The 17,428-nt window shown below is 68.0% G+C and carries 15 protein-coding genes; 6 read left to right on the plus strand and 9 right to left on the minus strand.

Translation table 11 applies throughout. The features are described from left to right. Positions 1-59: 59 nt before the first annotated feature. The 5 genes from IB268_RS15815 to IB268_RS15835 all read right to left on the minus strand — a co-directional run bounded on the left by IB268_RS15815 (position 60) and on the right by IB268_RS15835 (position 6,093). Positions 60-1,190 carry a TIGR03364 family FAD-dependent oxidoreductase gene (locus IB268_RS15815; protein ID WP_119450560.1) on the minus strand — a complete coding sequence of 377 codons (1,131 nt, stop codon included), beginning with the start codon at positions 1,188-1,190 and terminating at the stop codon, positions 60-62. Between the two features lie 94 nt (positions 1,191-1,284). Then, a complete protein-coding gene (locus IB268_RS15820) occupies positions 1,285-2,307 on the minus strand; it encodes a putative 2-aminoethylphosphonate ABC transporter substrate-binding protein (protein WP_192354506.1) in 1,023 nt (340 codons plus the stop codon). A gap of 93 nt (positions 2,308-2,400) precedes the next feature. After that, positions 2,401-3,222 (minus strand): phosphonoacetaldehyde hydrolase, encoded by an 822-nt coding sequence (gene phnX / locus IB268_RS15825; protein ID WP_054451015.1) that lies wholly within the window; start codon positions 3,220-3,222, stop codon positions 2,401-2,403. Positions 3,223-3,245: 23 nt separating this feature from the next. Next, on the minus strand, positions 3,246-5,012 hold the full coding sequence (locus IB268_RS15830; RefSeq protein WP_225589135.1) for a putative 2-aminoethylphosphonate ABC transporter permease subunit: 1,767 nt from the start codon (positions 5,010-5,012) through the stop codon (positions 3,246-3,248). A 7-nt stretch (positions 5,013-5,019) separates the two neighbouring features. Continuing rightward, entirely contained in the window at positions 5,020-6,093 is a 1,074-nt protein-coding gene (locus IB268_RS15835) for a putative 2-aminoethylphosphonate ABC transporter ATP-binding protein (protein WP_175162474.1), read from the minus strand. A gap of 147 nt (positions 6,094-6,240) precedes the next feature. Between IB268_RS15835 and IB268_RS15840 the strand changes: the two genes are divergently transcribed. After that, a complete protein-coding gene (locus tag IB268_RS15840) occupies positions 6,241-7,104 on the plus strand; it encodes a LysR family transcriptional regulator (RefSeq protein WP_054451329.1) in 864 nt (287 codons plus the stop codon). Between the two features lie 38 nt (positions 7,105-7,142). Beyond that, on the plus strand, positions 7,143-7,712 hold the full coding sequence (locus tag IB268_RS15845) for a phosphonate degradation HD-domain oxygenase (RefSeq protein ID WP_192354507.1): 570 nt from the start codon (positions 7,143-7,145) through the stop codon (positions 7,710-7,712). Here the strand turns inward: IB268_RS15845 and IB268_RS15850 are convergent. Continuing rightward, positions 7,690-8,922, minus strand: a complete 1,233-nt coding sequence (locus IB268_RS15850) for an MFS transporter (RefSeq protein WP_370540023.1) — start codon at positions 8,920-8,922, stop codon at positions 7,690-7,692. The two genes, IB268_RS15845 and IB268_RS15850, sit on opposite strands and share 23 nt — an antisense overlap. 115 nt (positions 8,923-9,037) lie before the next feature. Here IB268_RS15850 and IB268_RS15855 point away from each other — a divergent pair, with 115 nt between their 5' ends. Next, positions 9,038-9,970 carry a LysR family transcriptional regulator gene (locus IB268_RS15855; protein WP_192354508.1) on the plus strand — a complete coding sequence of 311 codons (933 nt, stop codon included), beginning with the start codon at positions 9,038-9,040 and terminating at the stop codon, positions 9,968-9,970. Here IB268_RS15855 and IB268_RS15860 read toward each other — a convergent pair. Next, positions 9,964-10,818 (minus strand): sulfurtransferase, encoded by an 855-nt coding sequence (locus tag IB268_RS15860; RefSeq protein WP_054451010.1) that lies wholly within the window; start codon positions 10,816-10,818, stop codon positions 9,964-9,966. The two genes, IB268_RS15855 and IB268_RS15860, sit on opposite strands and share 7 nt — an antisense overlap. A gap of 37 nt (positions 10,819-10,855) precedes the next feature. Continuing rightward, positions 10,856-11,710, minus strand: a complete 855-nt coding sequence (locus IB268_RS15865) for a DMT family transporter (protein WP_054451009.1) — start codon at positions 11,708-11,710, stop codon at positions 10,856-10,858. A gap of 151 nt (positions 11,711-11,861) precedes the next feature. Between IB268_RS15865 and htpX the strand changes: the two genes are divergently transcribed. Continuing rightward, positions 11,862-12,743, plus strand: a complete 882-nt coding sequence (gene htpX / locus IB268_RS15870) for a protease HtpX (protein ID WP_013392481.1) — start codon at positions 11,862-11,864, stop codon at positions 12,741-12,743. A gap of 226 nt (positions 12,744-12,969) precedes the next feature. Next, positions 12,970-14,097 carry a lactonase family protein gene (locus tag IB268_RS15875; protein WP_192354509.1) on the plus strand — a complete coding sequence of 376 codons (1,128 nt, stop codon included), beginning with the start codon at positions 12,970-12,972 and terminating at the stop codon, positions 14,095-14,097. 39 nt (positions 14,098-14,136) lie between these two features. Here IB268_RS15875 and IB268_RS15880 read toward each other — a convergent pair whose 3' ends face one another. Beyond that, complete coding sequence (locus IB268_RS15880) at positions 14,137-15,528, minus strand: L-serine ammonia-lyase (protein ID WP_119450578.1); 1,392 nt, start codon at positions 15,526-15,528, stop codon at positions 14,137-14,139. 192 nt (positions 15,529-15,720) lie between these two features. Here IB268_RS15880 and IB268_RS15885 point away from each other — a divergent pair, with 192 nt between their 5' ends. Continuing rightward, positions 15,721-17,382, plus strand: a complete 1,662-nt coding sequence (locus tag IB268_RS15885; RefSeq protein WP_054451007.1) for a Na/Pi cotransporter family protein — start codon at positions 15,721-15,723, stop codon at positions 17,380-17,382. The last annotated feature ends 46 nt before the right edge of the window (positions 17,383-17,428 follow it).

Raw genomic sequence — 17,428 nt, forward strand, 5'->3', positions numbered from 1 at the left:
CTGTCCCATGCAAAAAGGCCTCGCACATGCGAGGCCTTTCTTCTTTCCGGCTGCCGCGATCAGCGGCCCAGCACACCCGCCACCGTGCGCTCGCCGATGGCCAGTCCCACCGTCATGCCCACGCCCGAATGCATCACCGCAACCGTCGTGGCCGGGTCCACCGGCATGACCGAGAACGGCGCGGGGCCATGCGCACCATAGACGCCCTGCCAGCGCTCCAGCACGCGCAGGCGCGCGCCCAGCGCCTGGGTCGCCAGGTCCAGCATGGCATTGTCGACCGCCTCGTCGTTGAACGGCGGCGCGTCCTGGCCGTAGCGGTGCGAATCGCCGATGATCAGTTCGCCATAAGGCGTGGGGCTGATCAGCAGGTGGATGCCGTTCTCCAGCAGCATGGGCGTGCGCGCCTGGATCACGTCGCGCAACGCCAGCGCCGACGGCAGGTCCGAGAATGCGCCGTAATGCACGCAGGACAGGCCGGTCAGCAAGGGGCGGTCCAGCGCGATGGGATGAGTCTCGAACGCGGCGCGCAACATCTGCAGGCGCGTGACCTCCAGGTTCATCGGCGCAAAGCGCTCGGGCAGCAGGGTCAGGTAGTCATGCCCGGGGCAGACGAACACGTGTCCGCCCTTGAATTCGCCAGCCGAGGTACACACCAGCCCGCCCTCGACCGCGCGCGCCAGCGTGCCGGTGATGAACTGCACACCCAGCGATTCCGCGAGGTAGCGCGTAATGGCCGGCAGCGCCTCGCGCGAATAGATCTGCAGATCGTCATGACCTTGCAAACCCGCGCAGTGGTGCGCCAGCTGGCCGCCGTACAACCGGGCCACCTCGCGGGCCGACAGCAGGTCGGCGCGATAGCCTTCCTGGCGCATGCGCGTGTCGGCGAATTCCTGCAGCACGTCCGCCTCTTCGGCATTGCGCGCCAGCACCAGGGCGCCGTTGGCGCGCACATGGAAACCCGCGCGGTCCGCCAGTTCCAGCCACAGTTCGCGCGCCTGCTGGGCGTGCGACAGCATCATGCCGGGGGCCTGGCCCGTCACGATGACCTGGCCGAAATTGCGGATGGTGGCGCCATGCGCCTGGCGGCTGCGCTCGATCACGGCCACCGACAGGCCGCGCTTGGCGGCGGCCCAGGCGTGGGCGATGCCCAGCATGCCGGCGCCCACCACGACTACGTCGAAATTTTTCATCTGTGGAACATTGCAAAGGGAAATGCGGCGGGAGCCGCCCTGGCGGGCGCCCCCGGGGCGCGGCGGCGTCCGGCGCCGCCGCGGTCAAACGGACTTACTTCTTCTTCGGCTCGGACTTGCCGTCGTAGCGCTTGGTCCACTCGGCGATGATGCGGTCGCGGTTGGTGGCGGCCCAGGTGAAGTCGTTCTTGATCATGCGTTGCATCAGGTCGGCCGGCAGGTTCGGATTGGACGTAGCGATCGACGGGATGGCCAGCACGGCGAAGTTGGCCTTGTACAGTTCGTTGGCTTCGCGGCTGGCGGAGAAATCGGCCAGCTTGCGGGCGGCTTCCAGGTTCTTGGTGCCCTTCATGATGGCGGTGGCTTCCACTTCCCAGCCCAGGCCTTCCGAGGGGAACACGGCTTCGACGGGCGCGCCGTCGGCCTTCAGCTTGGCGGCGCGGTAGTCGAACGACACGCCGATCGGGAATTCGCCGGCGGCAGCCATGTTGCAGGGCTTGGAGCCCGAGTGCGTGTACGAACCGATGTTCTTGTGCAGGGCGTCCATGTAGGCCCAGCCCTTCTCTTCACCGAAGATCTGCAGCCAGGCGCTGACGTCCAGGAAGCCGGTGCCCGACGAAGCCGGGTTCGGCATCACGATCTTGCCGGCGTACACCGGCTTGGTCAGGTCCTGCCACGAAGTGGGCTTGGGCAGCTTCTGCTTTTCGGCTTCGATGGTGTTGAAGCAGATGGCGGCGGCGAAGCCGTCCATGCCGACCCAGCTGGGCTCGGCCTTGGCGTCGCGCATGTTGGCGGCGATCTGGTCCAGGCCCTTGGGGGCGTAGGGCTGCAGCATGCCTTCCTTGTCCATCAGGCCCAGCGAGGTGCCGGCCAGGCCCCAGATGGCGTCGGCCTTGGGGTTGTTCTTTTCGGCCAGCAGCTTGGCGGTGATGATGCCGGTGGAGTCGCGCACCCACTGGATCTTGATGTCGGGATTGGCCTTCTCGAACGCGGCCTGGTAGACCTTGATCTGGTCGGCTTCGAGCGCGGTGTAGACCGTCAGCGTGGTCTCGGCGGAGGCGGCGCCCATCACGCCCGTCAGGGCGGCGGCCAGTGCAAGCAGCTTGTAGCGATTCATGAAGTACTCCGTGGGTAGGCGGAAAAAGGCTGAGGGAGGCCCCCGGGGCTGGCGCGAACCGGCCCCGGCAAGCGGTGCAGACAGGTGAGAGGGTTAGGGGCGCTGGCCTGCGGACAAGCGGGCTTCGATATCGGAGATCACGCCAGGCAGGTCGGCGACGGTATCGATCAGGTAGTGCGGCGCGGCGGGCGACAGCTCCAGGCTGGCGGCGGTGCGCGCTTTCTGGCGGCCTGCGTCGTCCAGGCTCAGGTATTCCTCCAGCGTCAGGCCGGCGGCGTTGCCCGACAGCAGCAGGCCCACGGTCCACATGCCGGCGCGGCGTCCTTCTTCGATGCCGGGCGCGGTGTCATCGACCTTGACGCAGGCGGCCACGTCGGACAGGCCGAGTTCGACCACATTCTTCAGTGCCATCGCGGGCGCCGGGCGCGCGCGCGGCACGTCGTCGCTGGCGACGATGCAATCAGGCTCCAGGCCTTCGGTGGCGGCGCGCTCGACCACGCGGCGCATGACGCTGGCGGGGTAGCCCGAGCACGAGCCGATCTTCAGGCCGTGCTGGCGCAGAGCGCGCAGCAGTTCTGCCGCGCCGGGGATCGCCGCCGAATACTGGGCAACCTTGTCCAGCTGCATCGGCAGGAAGCGCTCGTAGATGGCGGTCACGTCGTCATCGGTGGGCAGGCGGCCGAACTGGGCCTGGTACTGGCTGGCGATGACCGGCTCATTGCAGAGCGTGCGGATGTGGTCCCACTTGCCCATGCCCATCGGGCCGCGGGCCTGCGCCAGCGACATTTCCACGCCGAACTGCGAGAACGCGTCCACGAACACCTTGGTGGGCGCGAAGGAACCGAAGTCGACCAGCGTGCCGGCCCAGTCGAAGATCACCGCCTCCAGGCGGACGGGCAAAGGCGAAACAGTCATGAGGGTCATCCTTGAAAAATCGTTCAATGGGCCGCGGGGCGGCGCCAGGCCTGGCTGCGCGCCACCAGCGCGCGGCTGGCCAGATGCAGGACCAGGGCGGCCACGGCCGAACTGGCCATGATCACGGTGCACATGGCGGCAGCGGGACCGATGAAGCCGGCGTCGTCCATGTTCAGCACCGCGACCGCGGCCAGCACCGTCGACGGGCTGTACAGGAACACGACCGCGGACACCGTGGTCATGGCGGAAACAAACAGATAGCGGGCCACGTCCAGCGCGGCCGGCAGGCACATCGGCAGCGTCACGCGCAGGAAGGTCGTCAGGCGCGGCACCTTGAGCGACGCGGAGGCCGCTTCGAATTCCGGGTCCAGCGCATTGAGCGCGGTGGCGGCGGTGAGGTGCGCGCTGGTGTAGAAGTGGACGATGGTGCACAGGACCAGCAGCGGCATGGTGCCGTACAACACGTTCAGCGGGTTCGAGAGGCTATTGAAGAAGAAGATGTAGCCCAGGCCCAGCACCAGGCCCGGCACCGCCATGGGCATCAACGCCAGCATGCCGACCATGCCCCGCAGGCCGCGCGCAAGCTGGCCGCGGGCGGGCACCTTCTCCATCATCCATGCGCCGGTGAAGACCACGGCCGTGCCGGCCAGGGCGGTGCAGAACGCCAGCTGCAGGCTGTTGCGCCAGGCCAGCCAGCCGCCGCCGTCCATATTGTCGAAGTCGTACGAACGCAGCGACATCGACAGGTTGTAGGGCCACATCTTCACGAAGGACGCCCACACCGCCACGCCGATGATCAGCAGCAGGAACGCCGCCAGCACGCCGGCCAGCGCCAGGAACGCGGCATCGCGGCGGCGGTTGACGCCCGCGGCATAGGGCTGGGCCCGGCCGCTCAGCTGAGCGCCTTGTCGGGCGCGCAGCCGCCGGTCCAGGGCGAAGGTCAGGATCGCGGGAAGCAGCAGCAGGATGCCGATGGCCGCGCCCTTGGGAAAGTTCTGCTGGCCGACCACGGCCTTGTAGGCTTCCATCGCCAGCACGTTGTAATCGCCGCCCACGACCTTGGGCACGCCGAAGTCGGTCACCGTCAGCGTGAACACCACGCAGCAGGCCGAAAACACGGCGTAGCGGGTGCCCGGCAGGGTCACGGTCAGGAAGGTGCGCCAGGGGCCGGCGCCCATGGCGCGCGCGGCGTCATAAAGACGGCCGTCGGCCAGGGCCAGGCCGGTCAGCAGAATCATCAGCGCGTGCGGGAAGGTATAGAAAGCCTCGCCCACGACGATGCCCCAGAAACCGTAGATGGTCGCGCCGCCCGTCAGGCTCTTGAGCAGACCCTGGTTGCCTAGCAGGTACACCAGCGCGATACCCGGCAGCAGCGACGGCGCCAGCAGCGGCAGCAAGGCGACGGTGCGCAGCAGGCCCTTGCCCGGCAGGCGCGTGCGGGTCAGGCCATAGGCGAATCCATAGGCGCAGGGCACGACCAGCAAGGTCGTCACCACGCCCACCGCGAGGCTGCGCGCGACCATGGCCATGAAGCCGTCGCCGCCGATGATGTCCGCAAGCACCGACAACCCGGCCCAGGCGCCATCGCTGTCGGTCACCGACTTGAGCAGGATGGCGGCCAGCGGCAGCGCCAGGAATAGCAACAGGCCCAGCGCCAGGGCGCCCTGCCCGGTGGCCAGGCCGAAGGCGCCAACCCAGGCCGGCAGCGGGCGGCGGCCCAGCGCCGGGGCCGGCATGGGCGCTGCGATATTTCCAGCAGCCGGCGCGGCGGCGTTGGAGGAACGGTTCATGGCCGGATCAAGCGTAGGCGCGTATCGCATGGCGCGGCAGCTCCACCCAGCAGCGGCTGGCGGCGTGAGGGCCCAGCAGGGCGTCTCCGATTTCGGGGGACACGATGGAATGCACCGTGCTGCCGGGCACGCCCTCAAGGCGCAAGGCCAGGCGATAGCCGCGGCCAAGGAACACGCCGTCCAGCACATCGGCCAGCATGGCGTTGGGCTGATCCGGGCGCGCGGTGCTGACGCGCACCGCTTCCGGGCGCACGAACAGCTTGCCGCTGGCGGCGTCCAGCGCCTCGTCCACGGCCAGCTCCTGGCGTCCGACGCGGGCGCGGTGCGCGTCCATGCGTTCGAACGGCAGCCAGTTCGCCTCGCCCACGAAATCGGCGATGAAGGCCGAGCCGGGCTGGCGGTAGAGTTCCCGCGGCGTGCCGTACTGCTCGATGATGCCGCCATTCATTACGGCGATGCGGTCGGCCATCACCATGGCCTCTTCCTGGTCGTGCGTGACCATCAGCGTGGTGATGGACAGGCGCTTCTGCAGGGCCCGCAGCTCGATGCGCAGATGCTCGCGCACGCGGGCGTCCAGCGCCGACATGGGCTCGTCCAGCAGCAGCAGGGACGGCGATGGCGCCAGCGCGCGCGCCAGGGCCACGCGCTGCTGCTGTCCGCCGGAAATCTGTCCCGGATATTTATCCGCCGCGCCCGCCAGGCCGACCAGCGTCAGCATTTCCTCGACGCGGTTGGCGACGTGGTTGCGGTGGGCGCGCTTGCCGCTCAGGCCGTAGGCCACGTTCTGGGCCACCGTCAGGTTGGGAAACAGCGCGTACGACTGGAACAGGATGCCGTAGTCGCGCGCCTGCGGTTCGGCGTGCGAGATGTCGCGCCCGGACAGCACGATGGTGCCGCTGTCCTGGCGCTCGAGGCCGGCGATGGCGCGCAGCAAGGTGGTCTTGCCGCAGCCCGAGGGGCCCAGCAGGCACACCAACTCCCCGGCGCGGATGTCGAGCGAGACGTCCGACAGCGCGGTGTGGCTGCCAAAGCGCTTCACCAGATGCCTGACAGAGAGAAATGCGGTATCGCGTTCGGCCATGGGGCCTCCGGTTTGGGAACGAAGGCAGTATGGAAGACGCGTATTGAGTGTTTATGACACTTCGCGCAAATGCAGTAATAAAAACATCAAATTATTTTGGTGTACTGGCGGTCTTGCGCATTGCGCCCCTATTCCGCCCCCTGCACCGTGCTTGTCGCCGAACTCAAATCCTTCTACGCCGTGGCCCGCTGCGGCACCGTCACCAAGGCCGCCGCCCAGTTGGGCGTCAGCCAGCCCACGGTGACGGGGCAATTGCGCCAGCTGGAGTCGCGTTACGGCGTCGAACTGTTCCACCGCCAGGGGCGCGGCATGCGCCTGTCGGACGCCGGCCACAGCCTGATGCCCATGGTCGAAAAGCTGGTCCAGCAGGAAACCGAGATCGACTTCCGGCTGCGCGACGCCAGCGACCTGCGCGAAGGCAATCTGCGCATCGGCGCCACCGGCCCCTACTACATCATGGACACGGTGCGCGCCTATAACCAGCGTTATCCGGGCATAGACCTGACGCTGGCTATCGGCAATTCGCAAAGCATGCTGCAGGCGCTGCATGACTATCGCATCGAGATTGCCACGTCGTCGTTTCTGATGGATGACAAGCACCTGTACCGCCGCATGATCGCGGCCGACCCCATCCGGGTGGTGGCGCATCGCGACCATCCCTTGGCGCGCCACGGCCACGTCCGCCTGGCCGACCTGGCCGAACACGCGCTGCTGCTGCGCGAACCCGGCTCCATGACGCGGCAACTGACGGAGGACGCCTTGCAGGCGGCCGGCGTCACGGTAAGCCGCACGCTGGAAATCGGCAGCCGCGAGTCCATCCGCCAGGCCATCCTGTGCGGCCTGGGGATCAGCCTGATCCCCTCGCGCGAAATCCCGTCCCATCCCGATCTGGCGGCCCTGGACATCGAGGGCGCCGACATCGTGATGCACGAATACCTGTACTGCCTGCGCGAGCGCCAACCGGTGCAGCTGATCGCGCGCTTTCTGGAGATGGCGCCAGCCGCCGGCTGAGCGCCGCCCTCCCCTATGCGGCCACCCAGGAGACAACCATGGCCTTGACCTTGCAAGATATCGAGCAGATTTTCCTGGAGCGCGGGCACCGCTCCTATGACGGCGAATCCGTCAGCCACCTGCGGCATGCGCTGCAGACCGCGTCGCTGGCCGAGCGCAACGGCGCCGGCGCCCACCTGATCACCGCCAGCCTGCTGCACGACCTGGGCCATCTCATCGCCGACCGGCCTGGCACGCCGACGCTGCGCGGCATCGACGACAAGCACCAGTACTTCGTCCTGCCCTTCCTGCGCGGCCTGTTCAGCTCGGCGGTGCTGGACCCGATCCGGCTGCACGTGGAAGCCAAGCGCTACCTCTGCTATGTGGAACCGCAATATGAAGCGTCGCTCTCGGAGGATTCGAAACGCAGCCTGGCGCTGCAGGGGGGCAGTTTCGATGCGAGCCAGGCGGTGGAATTCGCGAGCATGCCGGGCGCGCCGGATGCGATCCGCCTGAGGCGCTGGGACGACATGGCCAAGGTTCCGGGGCTGGCAACGCCGCCCCTGGACCACTTCCTGGAAATCGCCGAGAGCATCTCGGGCCGGGTCAAGCTGGCTGCCATCTGGTAGGGCTGGCCGGAAAGCCGTGCGTCCTGGCGGCCCAGACCACCGCCAGCGTCGCCGCCAACAGCGCCAGCAGCACCGGTACGAACGCGGCCACGCCCAGGCGTTCGAGCAACGCGCCGCCTACGATCCCGCCTGCGGCAATCGCCGTGTTCCACGCGGTCACCAGCATGGACTGCGCCACGTCCGCGGCATCGCCCGACGTCTTGGCCAGCGCGGTCTGGAACAGCGTCGGCGAGCCGCCGAACGCCACGCCCCAAGCCCCCACCGACAGATAAAGCATGGCCGGCATGCCGCCCGCGATACCCAGCGCCAGCGCGGCCAGGCCGAACAGGGCGATGCAGGCCAAAATCAGCGCCCGCAGATGACGGTCGATCAACGTCCCGATCAGCCAGATGCCGGCCAGGGAGCTGAGTCCGAACACCAGCAGCACCAGCTCGGTGTTTGCAGCCATGCCCAGCGATGCCAGGAACGGCGCGATATAGATGTAGAGAATGTTGTGCGCCAGGACGAACGCCAGCACCGCGAACAGCACCGGGCGCACGCCGGGCAGCAGGAATACGCGCCGCAGCGGCAGTTGCCGGCCTCGGGCCTGTCCCGCAAAGTCCGGCACCCGCAAACGCACCCAGACCATCAGGACCAAGGCCAGCCCGCTCATGATGCCAAAGCCTGCGCGCCAGCCCCACAGCGCGCCCAGGAACGTGCCGGCCGGAACGCCCAGCGACAGCGCCAGCGGCGCACCCAGCATCGCCACCGCGATCGCGCGCCCTTGCTGATGTGCGGGCACCATGCGCGCGGCGTAACCTGCCAGCAGCGCCCACAACAGTCCCGCCGACACGCCGGCCAGGAAGCGCGCGGCCAGGGTCAGCACATAGCCGGATGACAGCGCGGTCACCGTGTTGGCCAGCACGAACCCGGCGATCGCCGCCAGCAGCAGCGGACGCCGCCGCACGCCCTGGGTCGCGGCGACCAGCGGGATCGCCGCCACCAACGACCCGATCGCGTAGATGGTGACGGTCTGGCCGATGCTGGCCTGGGACACGGCCAGGCCCTGCGCCATCTGCGGCAGCAGCCCGGCCGGCAGCGCCTCGGTCAGGATGGTGATGAAGCCGGCCATCGCCAGCGCCAGCAAGGCGCCCAGCGGCAGGCGGTCGCGACCGGCGGGGGGATGCGTGGGCGCAGTGCGCGGACGCGGGGAATTCGTGGCTTTTTTCATCTCAGGCACCTTGGTTGAAGCTTGGTGCCGAGACGATAGAGCCCCCCGGATTAAAGAAAAAGTAGGCTACATTTCCTTCTTATGCGGAACTATATGTCCGCAATCGAGGAAACAGATGGATAGCCTCAATGGCTTTGTCGTATTCGTGCAGGTCGCCGAAACGCGCAGCTTCGTCGCCGCCGGCCGGCTGCTGGGCGTGTCGGCATCCGCCATCGGCAAAAGCGTGGCGCGGCTGGAAGAAAAACTGGGCGTGCGCCTGTTCCACCGCAGCACGCGCAGCGTCACCTTGACGGCCGAGGGGGCGCTGTTCCTGGAACGCAGCCGCCGCATCCTGGCCGAGATCGAAGCGGCCGAACTGGAGCTGTCGCAGGCCGCCGCCGCGCCGCGCGGACGCCTGCGCGTCAGCCTGCCGCTGGTCAGCGGGCTGGTGCTGCCGGTGCTGGGCGAGTTCATGCGCGAGTATCCCGAGATCGAACTCGACCTGGATTTCACCGACCGGATGGTGGACGTGATCGAAGAAGGCTTCGATGCCGTGGTGCGCACGGGCGAGCCGGCCGACTCACGCCTGTCGGCGCGCCGCCTGGGCGCCTTCCAGATCCTGCTGGTCGCCTCCCCCGCCTACCTGGCCAGCCGCGGCACGCCCAAAACGCCGGCCGACCTGGCGCGCCACAGCTGCCTGCACTACCGCTTTCCCAGCAGCGGCAAGCTGGAGACCTGGGCCCTGCGGCAAGCCGACGACGAGCCTGAACTGCAGTTGCCCGTCTCGATGATCTGCAACAACATCGAGACGCGCGCCTGCTTCGCGCTGCAAGGATTGGGGATTGCCTACCTGCCGGACTTCGCCATCCGCGAACCCCTGGCGGACGGCCGCCTGGTGCAGGTCCTGAAAGGAAAATCGGAGCGGACCAACGTCTTCCACATCCTGTGGCCCGCCAGCAAGCACCCGTCGCCGAAGGTCCGGGCGCTAGTGGACTTTCTGGGTTCCCGGGTCTTTGCCGACGCCCGGGCGTCCAGGCCCGGGCATCAGGTCCAGGCCTCAGGTCACTGAGCGCCCGTAGCCACCGGGCGGGACGGATCGCTGCACCACTCGCTCCAGGAGCCCGGGTACAGGCGCGAACCGGACAGGCCCGCGATCTCCATGGACAGCAGGTTGTGGCAAGCCGTGATGCCCGAGCCGCACTGGTGCACGATGGCAGCCGGATCGCGGCCGTCCAGCAGCGTGGCGAATTCCTCGCGCAACTGCGCGGCCGGCTTGAAACGGCCGTCGGCCTGGAGGTTCTCGCCGTTGGGGCGGTTCAGCGCGCCCGGAATGTGGCCGGCGACCGGGTCCATGGGCTCGACCTCGCCGCGGTAGCGGTTGGCCGCGCGCGCGTCGATCACGGTGAAGGCCTGGCGGGGAATGTTGTCCAGCACCGCCTGCGCATCCACCGAACCCGCCAGCGAGGCGCCCGGCTCGACGGGCTGGCCCGCGCGCACGGCGGCGCCCGCCTCGGTCGTGGTCGGCAAACCGGCCGCCGTCCAGGCCTGCCAGCCGCCGTCCAGCACTGCCACCTGGTCATGCCCCAGCCAGCGCAGCATCCACCACAGGTGCGCAGCGTACATGCCGCCGCTGGCGTCATAGGCCACCACCAGGGTCTTGGGCGTCACGCCGTGGGCGGCCATGAGCGCGCCGAACGCGGCGCGCGACGGCAGCGGATGACGGCCGTTCTTGCCGGTGCGGGCCGCGGCCAGTTCGGTTTCGTGGTCCAGGTAGCGCGCGCCGGGGATGTGGCCCGCGTCATAGGCCTGACGGCCCGCCGCATGGTTGGTCAGGTCGTGGCGCACGTCGAACACGCGCACGTCCGGCGCATCCAGGCGCGCGGCCAGGTCGGCGGCGGAAATCAGGGTCATCGTCATTCGGTGTGCTCCTGTAAGGGTGTTGGGCGACCGCGGCTCAGGCCGGCTTGGGATCGCGCATGGTGCGCCAGATCGACAACAGGCCCGCGAAAATGATCAAGCCCATGCCGGCCCAGGCCAGAGCGTCCAGCTGTTCGCCCCAGAAACCCATGCCAAGCAGGGCCGCGAAGATGATGGTGCTGTACTGCAGCGCCGCCGTCAGCAGCGCCGACCCCAGGCCGAAGGCGCGGGTCATGGCCAACTGGCCGAACAGGCCCGTCACGCCCACGCCCAGCAGCGACAGGTAGCCGGTCCAGTCGGCGTGGCCCCAGCCCTCGAACAACAGTCCGGCCAGGCTGGACACGCAAACGGCCACGGAGAAGAACAGCACCGTGCGCCATTCGGGTTCGCCGACCCGGCCCAACTGGCGGATCTGCATCATGGCGATGGCCGACATGGCGCCGGCGGTCATCCCCAGCAGGGCAGCCAGCCACTGGTCCTCGTTGATGCTGGGCCGCAGCACCGCGATCACGCCCAGGAACCCCAGCGCCACCGCCACGATGCGCACGGGGTCGCGCTGCGCGCCGCCCCAGCCCAGCATCCAGCAGGCGATGAACAGCGGCGCGGTGTAGTTCAGGCTGGTGGCGGTGGCCAGGGGCAGATGGGCGATGGCGAAAAAGCCCAGCCACATCGAGGTGACGCCGGACAGGTTGCGCCACAGGTGGAGTTTCCAGCTGACGGGGATGATGGACTGGCGGCCGGCGCGGGCCCAGATCAGCAGCAGGATGACCGACGGCAATCCGCGAAATAGAACGACTTGCGGCAGCGAGGCGCCGTGTTCGGTGCCGAGCTTCACGAACGAACCCATGATGGCGAACATGGCGGACGCCAGCAACATCCAGAGTGCCTGCATGGGGGTCTACGCTAAGGGAAAAGTGAGGAGGAATAAGGGAAAGCGATACTATACTCTCCGTCACCGGAAGCGGCGCCGCGAGTCGGGGAACTGGCGGCCCGCAGCAGTGTCGAATCCCGGCATATCCTGCTCGCAGAGGAACACAAAAAACATGAAACGCATTGTCCTGTTCGTCCTGACCAACCTGGCTGTCATGCTGGTGCTGTCGGCCACGCTGCGCATCCTGGGCGTGGACCGCTACATCACCGCCAACGGCCTGAACCTGAACGCCCTGCTGATTTTCTCGGTGGTGGTCGGTTTCACCGGCGCGATCATCTCGCTCCTGATCAGCAAGCCCATGGCCAAGTGGAGCACCGGCGCCCAGGTGCTCGACCCGAATTCGCCCCGCAACCAGCGCGAAGCCTGGCTGGTCGACACCGTGCACCAGCTGGCCGACCGCGCCGGCATCGGCCGCCCGGAAGTCGCCATCTATGAAGGCGCCCCCAACGCCTTCGCCACCGGCGCCTTCAAGAACGACTCGCTGGTCGCGGTGTCCACCGGTCTCCTGGAAAGCATGAGCGAGGAAGAAGTCGCCGCCGTGCTGGCGCACGAAGTCGCGCACATCGCCAACGGCGACATGGTCACGCTGACGCTGATCCAGGGCGTGGTGAACACCTTCGTCGTGTTCCTGGCCCGCGTGGTCGGCTACTTCATCGACCGCGTGGTGTTCAAGAACGAACGCGGCATCGGCCCGGGCTACTACATCACCGTGCTGGTCTGTGAAATCATCTTCGGCGTGCTGGCCTCGATCATCGTGGCCTGGTTCTCGCGCCAGCGCGAGTACCGCGCCGACGCCGGCTCGGCCCACCTGATGGGCGCCCGCGAACCCATGATCCGCGCCCTGGCCCGCCTGGGCGGCCTGGAACCGGGCGAGCTGCCCAAGTCCTTCGAGGCCTCGGGCATCACCGGCAAGGGCGGCCTGGCCGCGATGTTCGCCTCGCACCCGCCGATTCCGGCCCGCATCGCCGCGCTGCAGAATGCGCGCGTGATCTAAGCCTTTCGCTCAGACGGGCCTCGCGCCCTGCAGCCCTGACTCGATGGCCCGCTTGCGCGGGCCATCGTCTTTTCCGGCTCCGGCCAAAAAAGGTCCCCAGGATGCGAGGCAGACCCCGAAGACGACCAACGATCAGACATTCCTGCTTCAATGGGGTGGGCGCATAATTTCAGGGGCCTGGCGCCGGTCCTGGCCGTATGGATAGACGTGATGTCGAGGGCAGACCGTGGCTGAATCGAGTACGCACTCCCCGGCCCGCGGAACGGGCAGCTGGCTGGTTGCCGTGGGCACGTATACGCGGCCGATGCCGCATGTGCACGGCATAGGGCGCGGCATCCACTTGCTGAGGTTCGACGCCGCGACGGCCACGCTGCGTGAATTGCAGGTGGACAGCCATGGCGTCAATCCCTCTTACCTGTGCCATTCCGCGTCCCTCGGCCTGCTGTACGGCGTGAGCGAGCAGGAAGTGGGCGCCAGCATCGACGTCTACGCGGTCGACGGCGCGGCCACGCTGCGGCATTTGCTCAATGTGCCTACGCCTGGCGCCAGCCCTTGCCACATCAGCCTGACGCCTGCGGCGGACCGCCTCTTCGTATCCAACTATGGCAGCGGCGAACTCCTGAGCTACCGGCTCGACCGGCAGGGGTTGCCCAGCGCCCCGCCCGACATCATCGTGCGCCATGGCAGCGGTCCGCGCAGCGACCGCCAGGCGAGCCCCCATGTGCATTGCGCCCAGCCGACCCCGTCCGGCGATGCGGTCTACCTGTGTGACTTGGGTACCGACAGCGTCGCCCGCCATGCCTTGCGGGGCGCCGCGCTGGATCTGCTCCCGGACCTGCAGGTGCAGATAGGACCGGGTTCCGGGCCGCGCCACCTGCGGCTGAATCCGGCCGGTACCCGCGCCTTCGTGCTCAACGAACTGTCCAATAGCGTGAGCGTCGTTCAACTGCCCACGGCACGCGATCCCCATGCACAAGCGCTCGCCCGGATCGGCACGCTGCCGGCAGATTGGCAAAACGCCAACTCCGCGTCCGCGCTTTGCCTGCATCCGAGCGGACGCTGGCTCTACGCGACCAACCGCGGCCACGACAGCATCGCAGGATTTCGGCTATTGGAATCCGCCCCTTGGCTTGAGCCGATAGGCTTGTGGCCCGCCGGCGGGCGCACCCCGCGGGACGCCGCCATCACCCCGGACGGCGGCTTCCTGCTGGTCGCCAGCCAGGACGAGCACCGCATTTCCTGCCTGCGCATCGACCCGGACAGCGGCCAGCTGCAGGCTGCAGGCGTGCCGTTTGCCATTTCCTCCCCGGCCTGCGTTCTTCCCTTGCTTCGGGAAGGAACCCCGAGGCCATGACAGCCGCTCGCCCTCCCGCATCGTCGTCACCCCGTGCCCTCAGCACTCGACGATGTTCACCGCCAGCCCGCCGCGCGCGGTTTCCTTGTACTTGGTCTTCATGTCGGCGCCGGTCTCGCGCATGGTCTTGATGACGGAGTCCAGCGACACGTAGTGCTGGCCGTCGCCGCGCAGCGCCATGCGGGCAGCGTTCACGGCCTTGATGGAGGCCATGGCGTTGCGCTCGATACAGGGGATCTGCACCAGGCCGCCCACGGGGTCGCAGGTCAGGCCCAGGTTGTGCTCCATGCCGATCTCGGCCGCGTTCTCGACCTGTTCGACCGTGCCGCCCAGGGCCGCGGCCAGGCCGCCCGCCGCCATCGAGCAGGCCACGCCGACCTCGCCCTGGCAGCCGACTTCGGCGCCCGACAACGAGGCGTTGTACTTGTACAGCAGGCCCACGGCCGCCGCGGTCAGCAGGAAGTCGCGCACGCCCTCGCGGTTGGAACCAGGCACGAAGCGGTCGTAGTAATGCAGCACTGCCGGGATGATGCCGGCCGCGCCATTGGTCGGCGCCGTCACGACGCGCCCGCCCGCGGCGTTCTCTTCGTTGACCGCCATGGCGTACAGATTGACCCAGTCCATCACGGACAGGGGATCGGACAGGGTGCGCTCGGCGCGCTGGGTCAGGTTGCGGTAAAGCTCGGGCGCGCGGCGGCGCACGCGCAGGGGGCCGGGCAGTTCACCGTCCGCTTCCGGATAGTTGATGCCGCAGCCGCGCGACACGCAGTCCTGCATGACCTGCCAGATGCGGTCCAGCCCGGCGTGCACCTCGGCCTCGTCGCGCCAGGTCAGCTCGTTCTTCATCATCAGCTGCGCCACCGACAGGCCGCTCTCGCTGCACATGCCCATCAGTTCGCGACCCATGCGGAACGGGTACGGCAACTGGTCGTGCGCGGCGATGACCTGGCTGTTGGACGCGCCGGCCGTCACCACGAAACCGCCCCCCACCGACAGGTAGCGGGCCTCGCGCAGGGATTCGCCATTGGCGTCAAAGGCGTGAAACTTCATGCCGTTAGGATGTTCTGCCATGGCTTCGCGGCGGTAGAACATCATGTGTTCCTTTTCGACGAAAGGAACCGGATAGCGTCCCAGCAGCGGCAATTGGCGGCTGGCCCGCACCGACGCGATCATGCCGGCGATGGCGGCGGGGTCGACGGTGTCGGGGGCTTCGCCCATCAGGCCCAGCAGCACGCCCTTGTCGGTGCCGTGGCCCTTGCCCGTGGCGCCCAGCGAGCCGTAAAGCTCGGCGCGCACCGTGGCCACATTGGGCATCAGGCCGTCGCGCTCCAGGCCTTGCGCGAACAACAGGGCGGCCCGCATGGGGCCCACCGTATGGGAGCTAGACGGGCCTATGCCTATCTTGAACAGGTCGAATACGGAAACAGCCACGCAAAACTCCATTGCATCTGCGATTGATGAGGCAATGATACGCGTAGGCCAGCCCACGCGCAGCTAGCGTCCTGCCCCGTAGATGCGCCCGCAGGCGTATGCTGTATTGCGGGGACAGGTTCCCCCGGCAGCGCCACGCATGCGATCATTACAGAATTATTACTTGTCATAAAAGAATGGAAATACGCCAGGATGTCCGGACTCATTACCCTGCTTGACTTCGCCGGCTACGTCGCCCTGCTCCTCTGGGGCGTGCATATGGTCCAAACAGGCGTGCAGCGCGCCTTCGGGGCCGCCCTGGGCGCGGCGTTGGGCAAGGCCTTGGGAACCCGGCTGCGGGCATTCGCCGCCGGACTGGGCATTACCGCCGCGTTGCAGAGCAGCACCGCCACGGGCCTGATGATCACCGGCTTCGCGGCCGGCGGCGTCGTCGGCCTGGCGCCGGCCCTGGCCGCCATGCTGGGCGCCAACGTCGGCACCACGCTCATCGTCCAGCTGCTGTCCTTCGACCTGACCTCGCTCGCCCCCATCCTGATCCTCGCGGGCGTATGGATGTTCCGCCGCTACCCGCCGGGGCGCACGCGCGACCTGGGGCGCGTCTTCATCGGCCTGGGCCTGCTGTTACTGTCGCTGCACCAACTGGTCGAACTGTTCCAGCCCTTCCAGACCGCGCCCATGCTGGGCATGATCCTGGACGCGCTGGCGACCCAGCCCGTGGCCACGGTACTGCTGGCGGCCGCCTTCACCTGGGCGGCGCATTCCAGCGTGGCCGTGGTGGTGCTGGTCATGTCGCTGGCCAGCCACCACATGGTGGCCCCGCACGTAGCCTTCGCGCTGGTGCTGGGCGCCAACCTGGGCACTGCCATCAACCCCATGATCGAAGGCGTGACCGGAGACGACCCCGCCGCGCGCCGCCTGCCCCTGGGCAACCTGCTGACCCGGGTGCTGGGCGTGCTGATCGGGCTGATACTGCTGCCCTACCTGCAGCCGATGATGAGCGATCTGGCCTCCGACCCAGCCCGCGCCGTGGCCAACTTCCACACCCTGTTCAACGCCGTCATCGCCCTGGTGTTCCTGCCGCTGTTGACGCCCTACGCCGCCCTGCTGACGCGCTGGCTTCCCAAGCGCGCGGATCCGAACGACCCGTCGCGCCCGCAGTACCTGGATGAATGGGCTCATGACGTGCCCGCCGTGGCCTTGGGCAACGCCGCGCGCGAGGCCCTGCGCATGGCCGACATGCTGCAGACGCTGCTGCTCTACGCCCGCGCCGGCTTCAAGCGCGACAACCGCCACCGCATGGTGCAGGCGCGCCAGCTGGACGCCGCGCTGGACAAGCTGGAAAACGCCATCACCACCTACCTGGCCACCCTGGACCAGGAGAACATGACGCGCGAGGACATCCAGCGCCTGGACGACATCCTGGCCTTCACCAGCAATATCGGCCATGCCGGCGACATCGCCCACCACGGCCTGCTCAGCCACGTCGCCAAGCTGCGCAAGCAGGGCTGGATCTTTTCGCCCGAACAGCGCGCCAGCCTGGACGACACGCTGGGCCAGCTCATCGCCAACCAGCGCACCGCCGCCGCCCTGTTCGTCAACGACGACCTGCGCCAGGCCCGTGCGCTGGCGGGTGAAAAGGCGCGCTTCCGCTCGATCGAAACCCATGCCGCGGACACGCACCTGCAGAAAATCAAGGGCGGCGAGGTCGACGCCGCCGAGGTGGGCGCGCTCTACCTGGACATCCTGCGCGACATGAAGGGCATCAATTCCCATCTGGTCGGCGCGGCGGCCTATCCGCTGCTGGCGCGGCACGGCGAACTGCTGCCCAGCCGCTTGCGCGAGGCTGGGAACTGAGCAGAACGAAAAAGCCGACCTTATGTGGTCGGCTTTTTTCACCGCG

Source organism: Achromobacter sp. ACM01, assembly GCF_014851745.1.
Taxonomy (GTDB): domain Bacteria; phylum Pseudomonadota; class Gammaproteobacteria; order Burkholderiales; family Burkholderiaceae_B; genus Achromobacter; species Achromobacter aegrifaciens.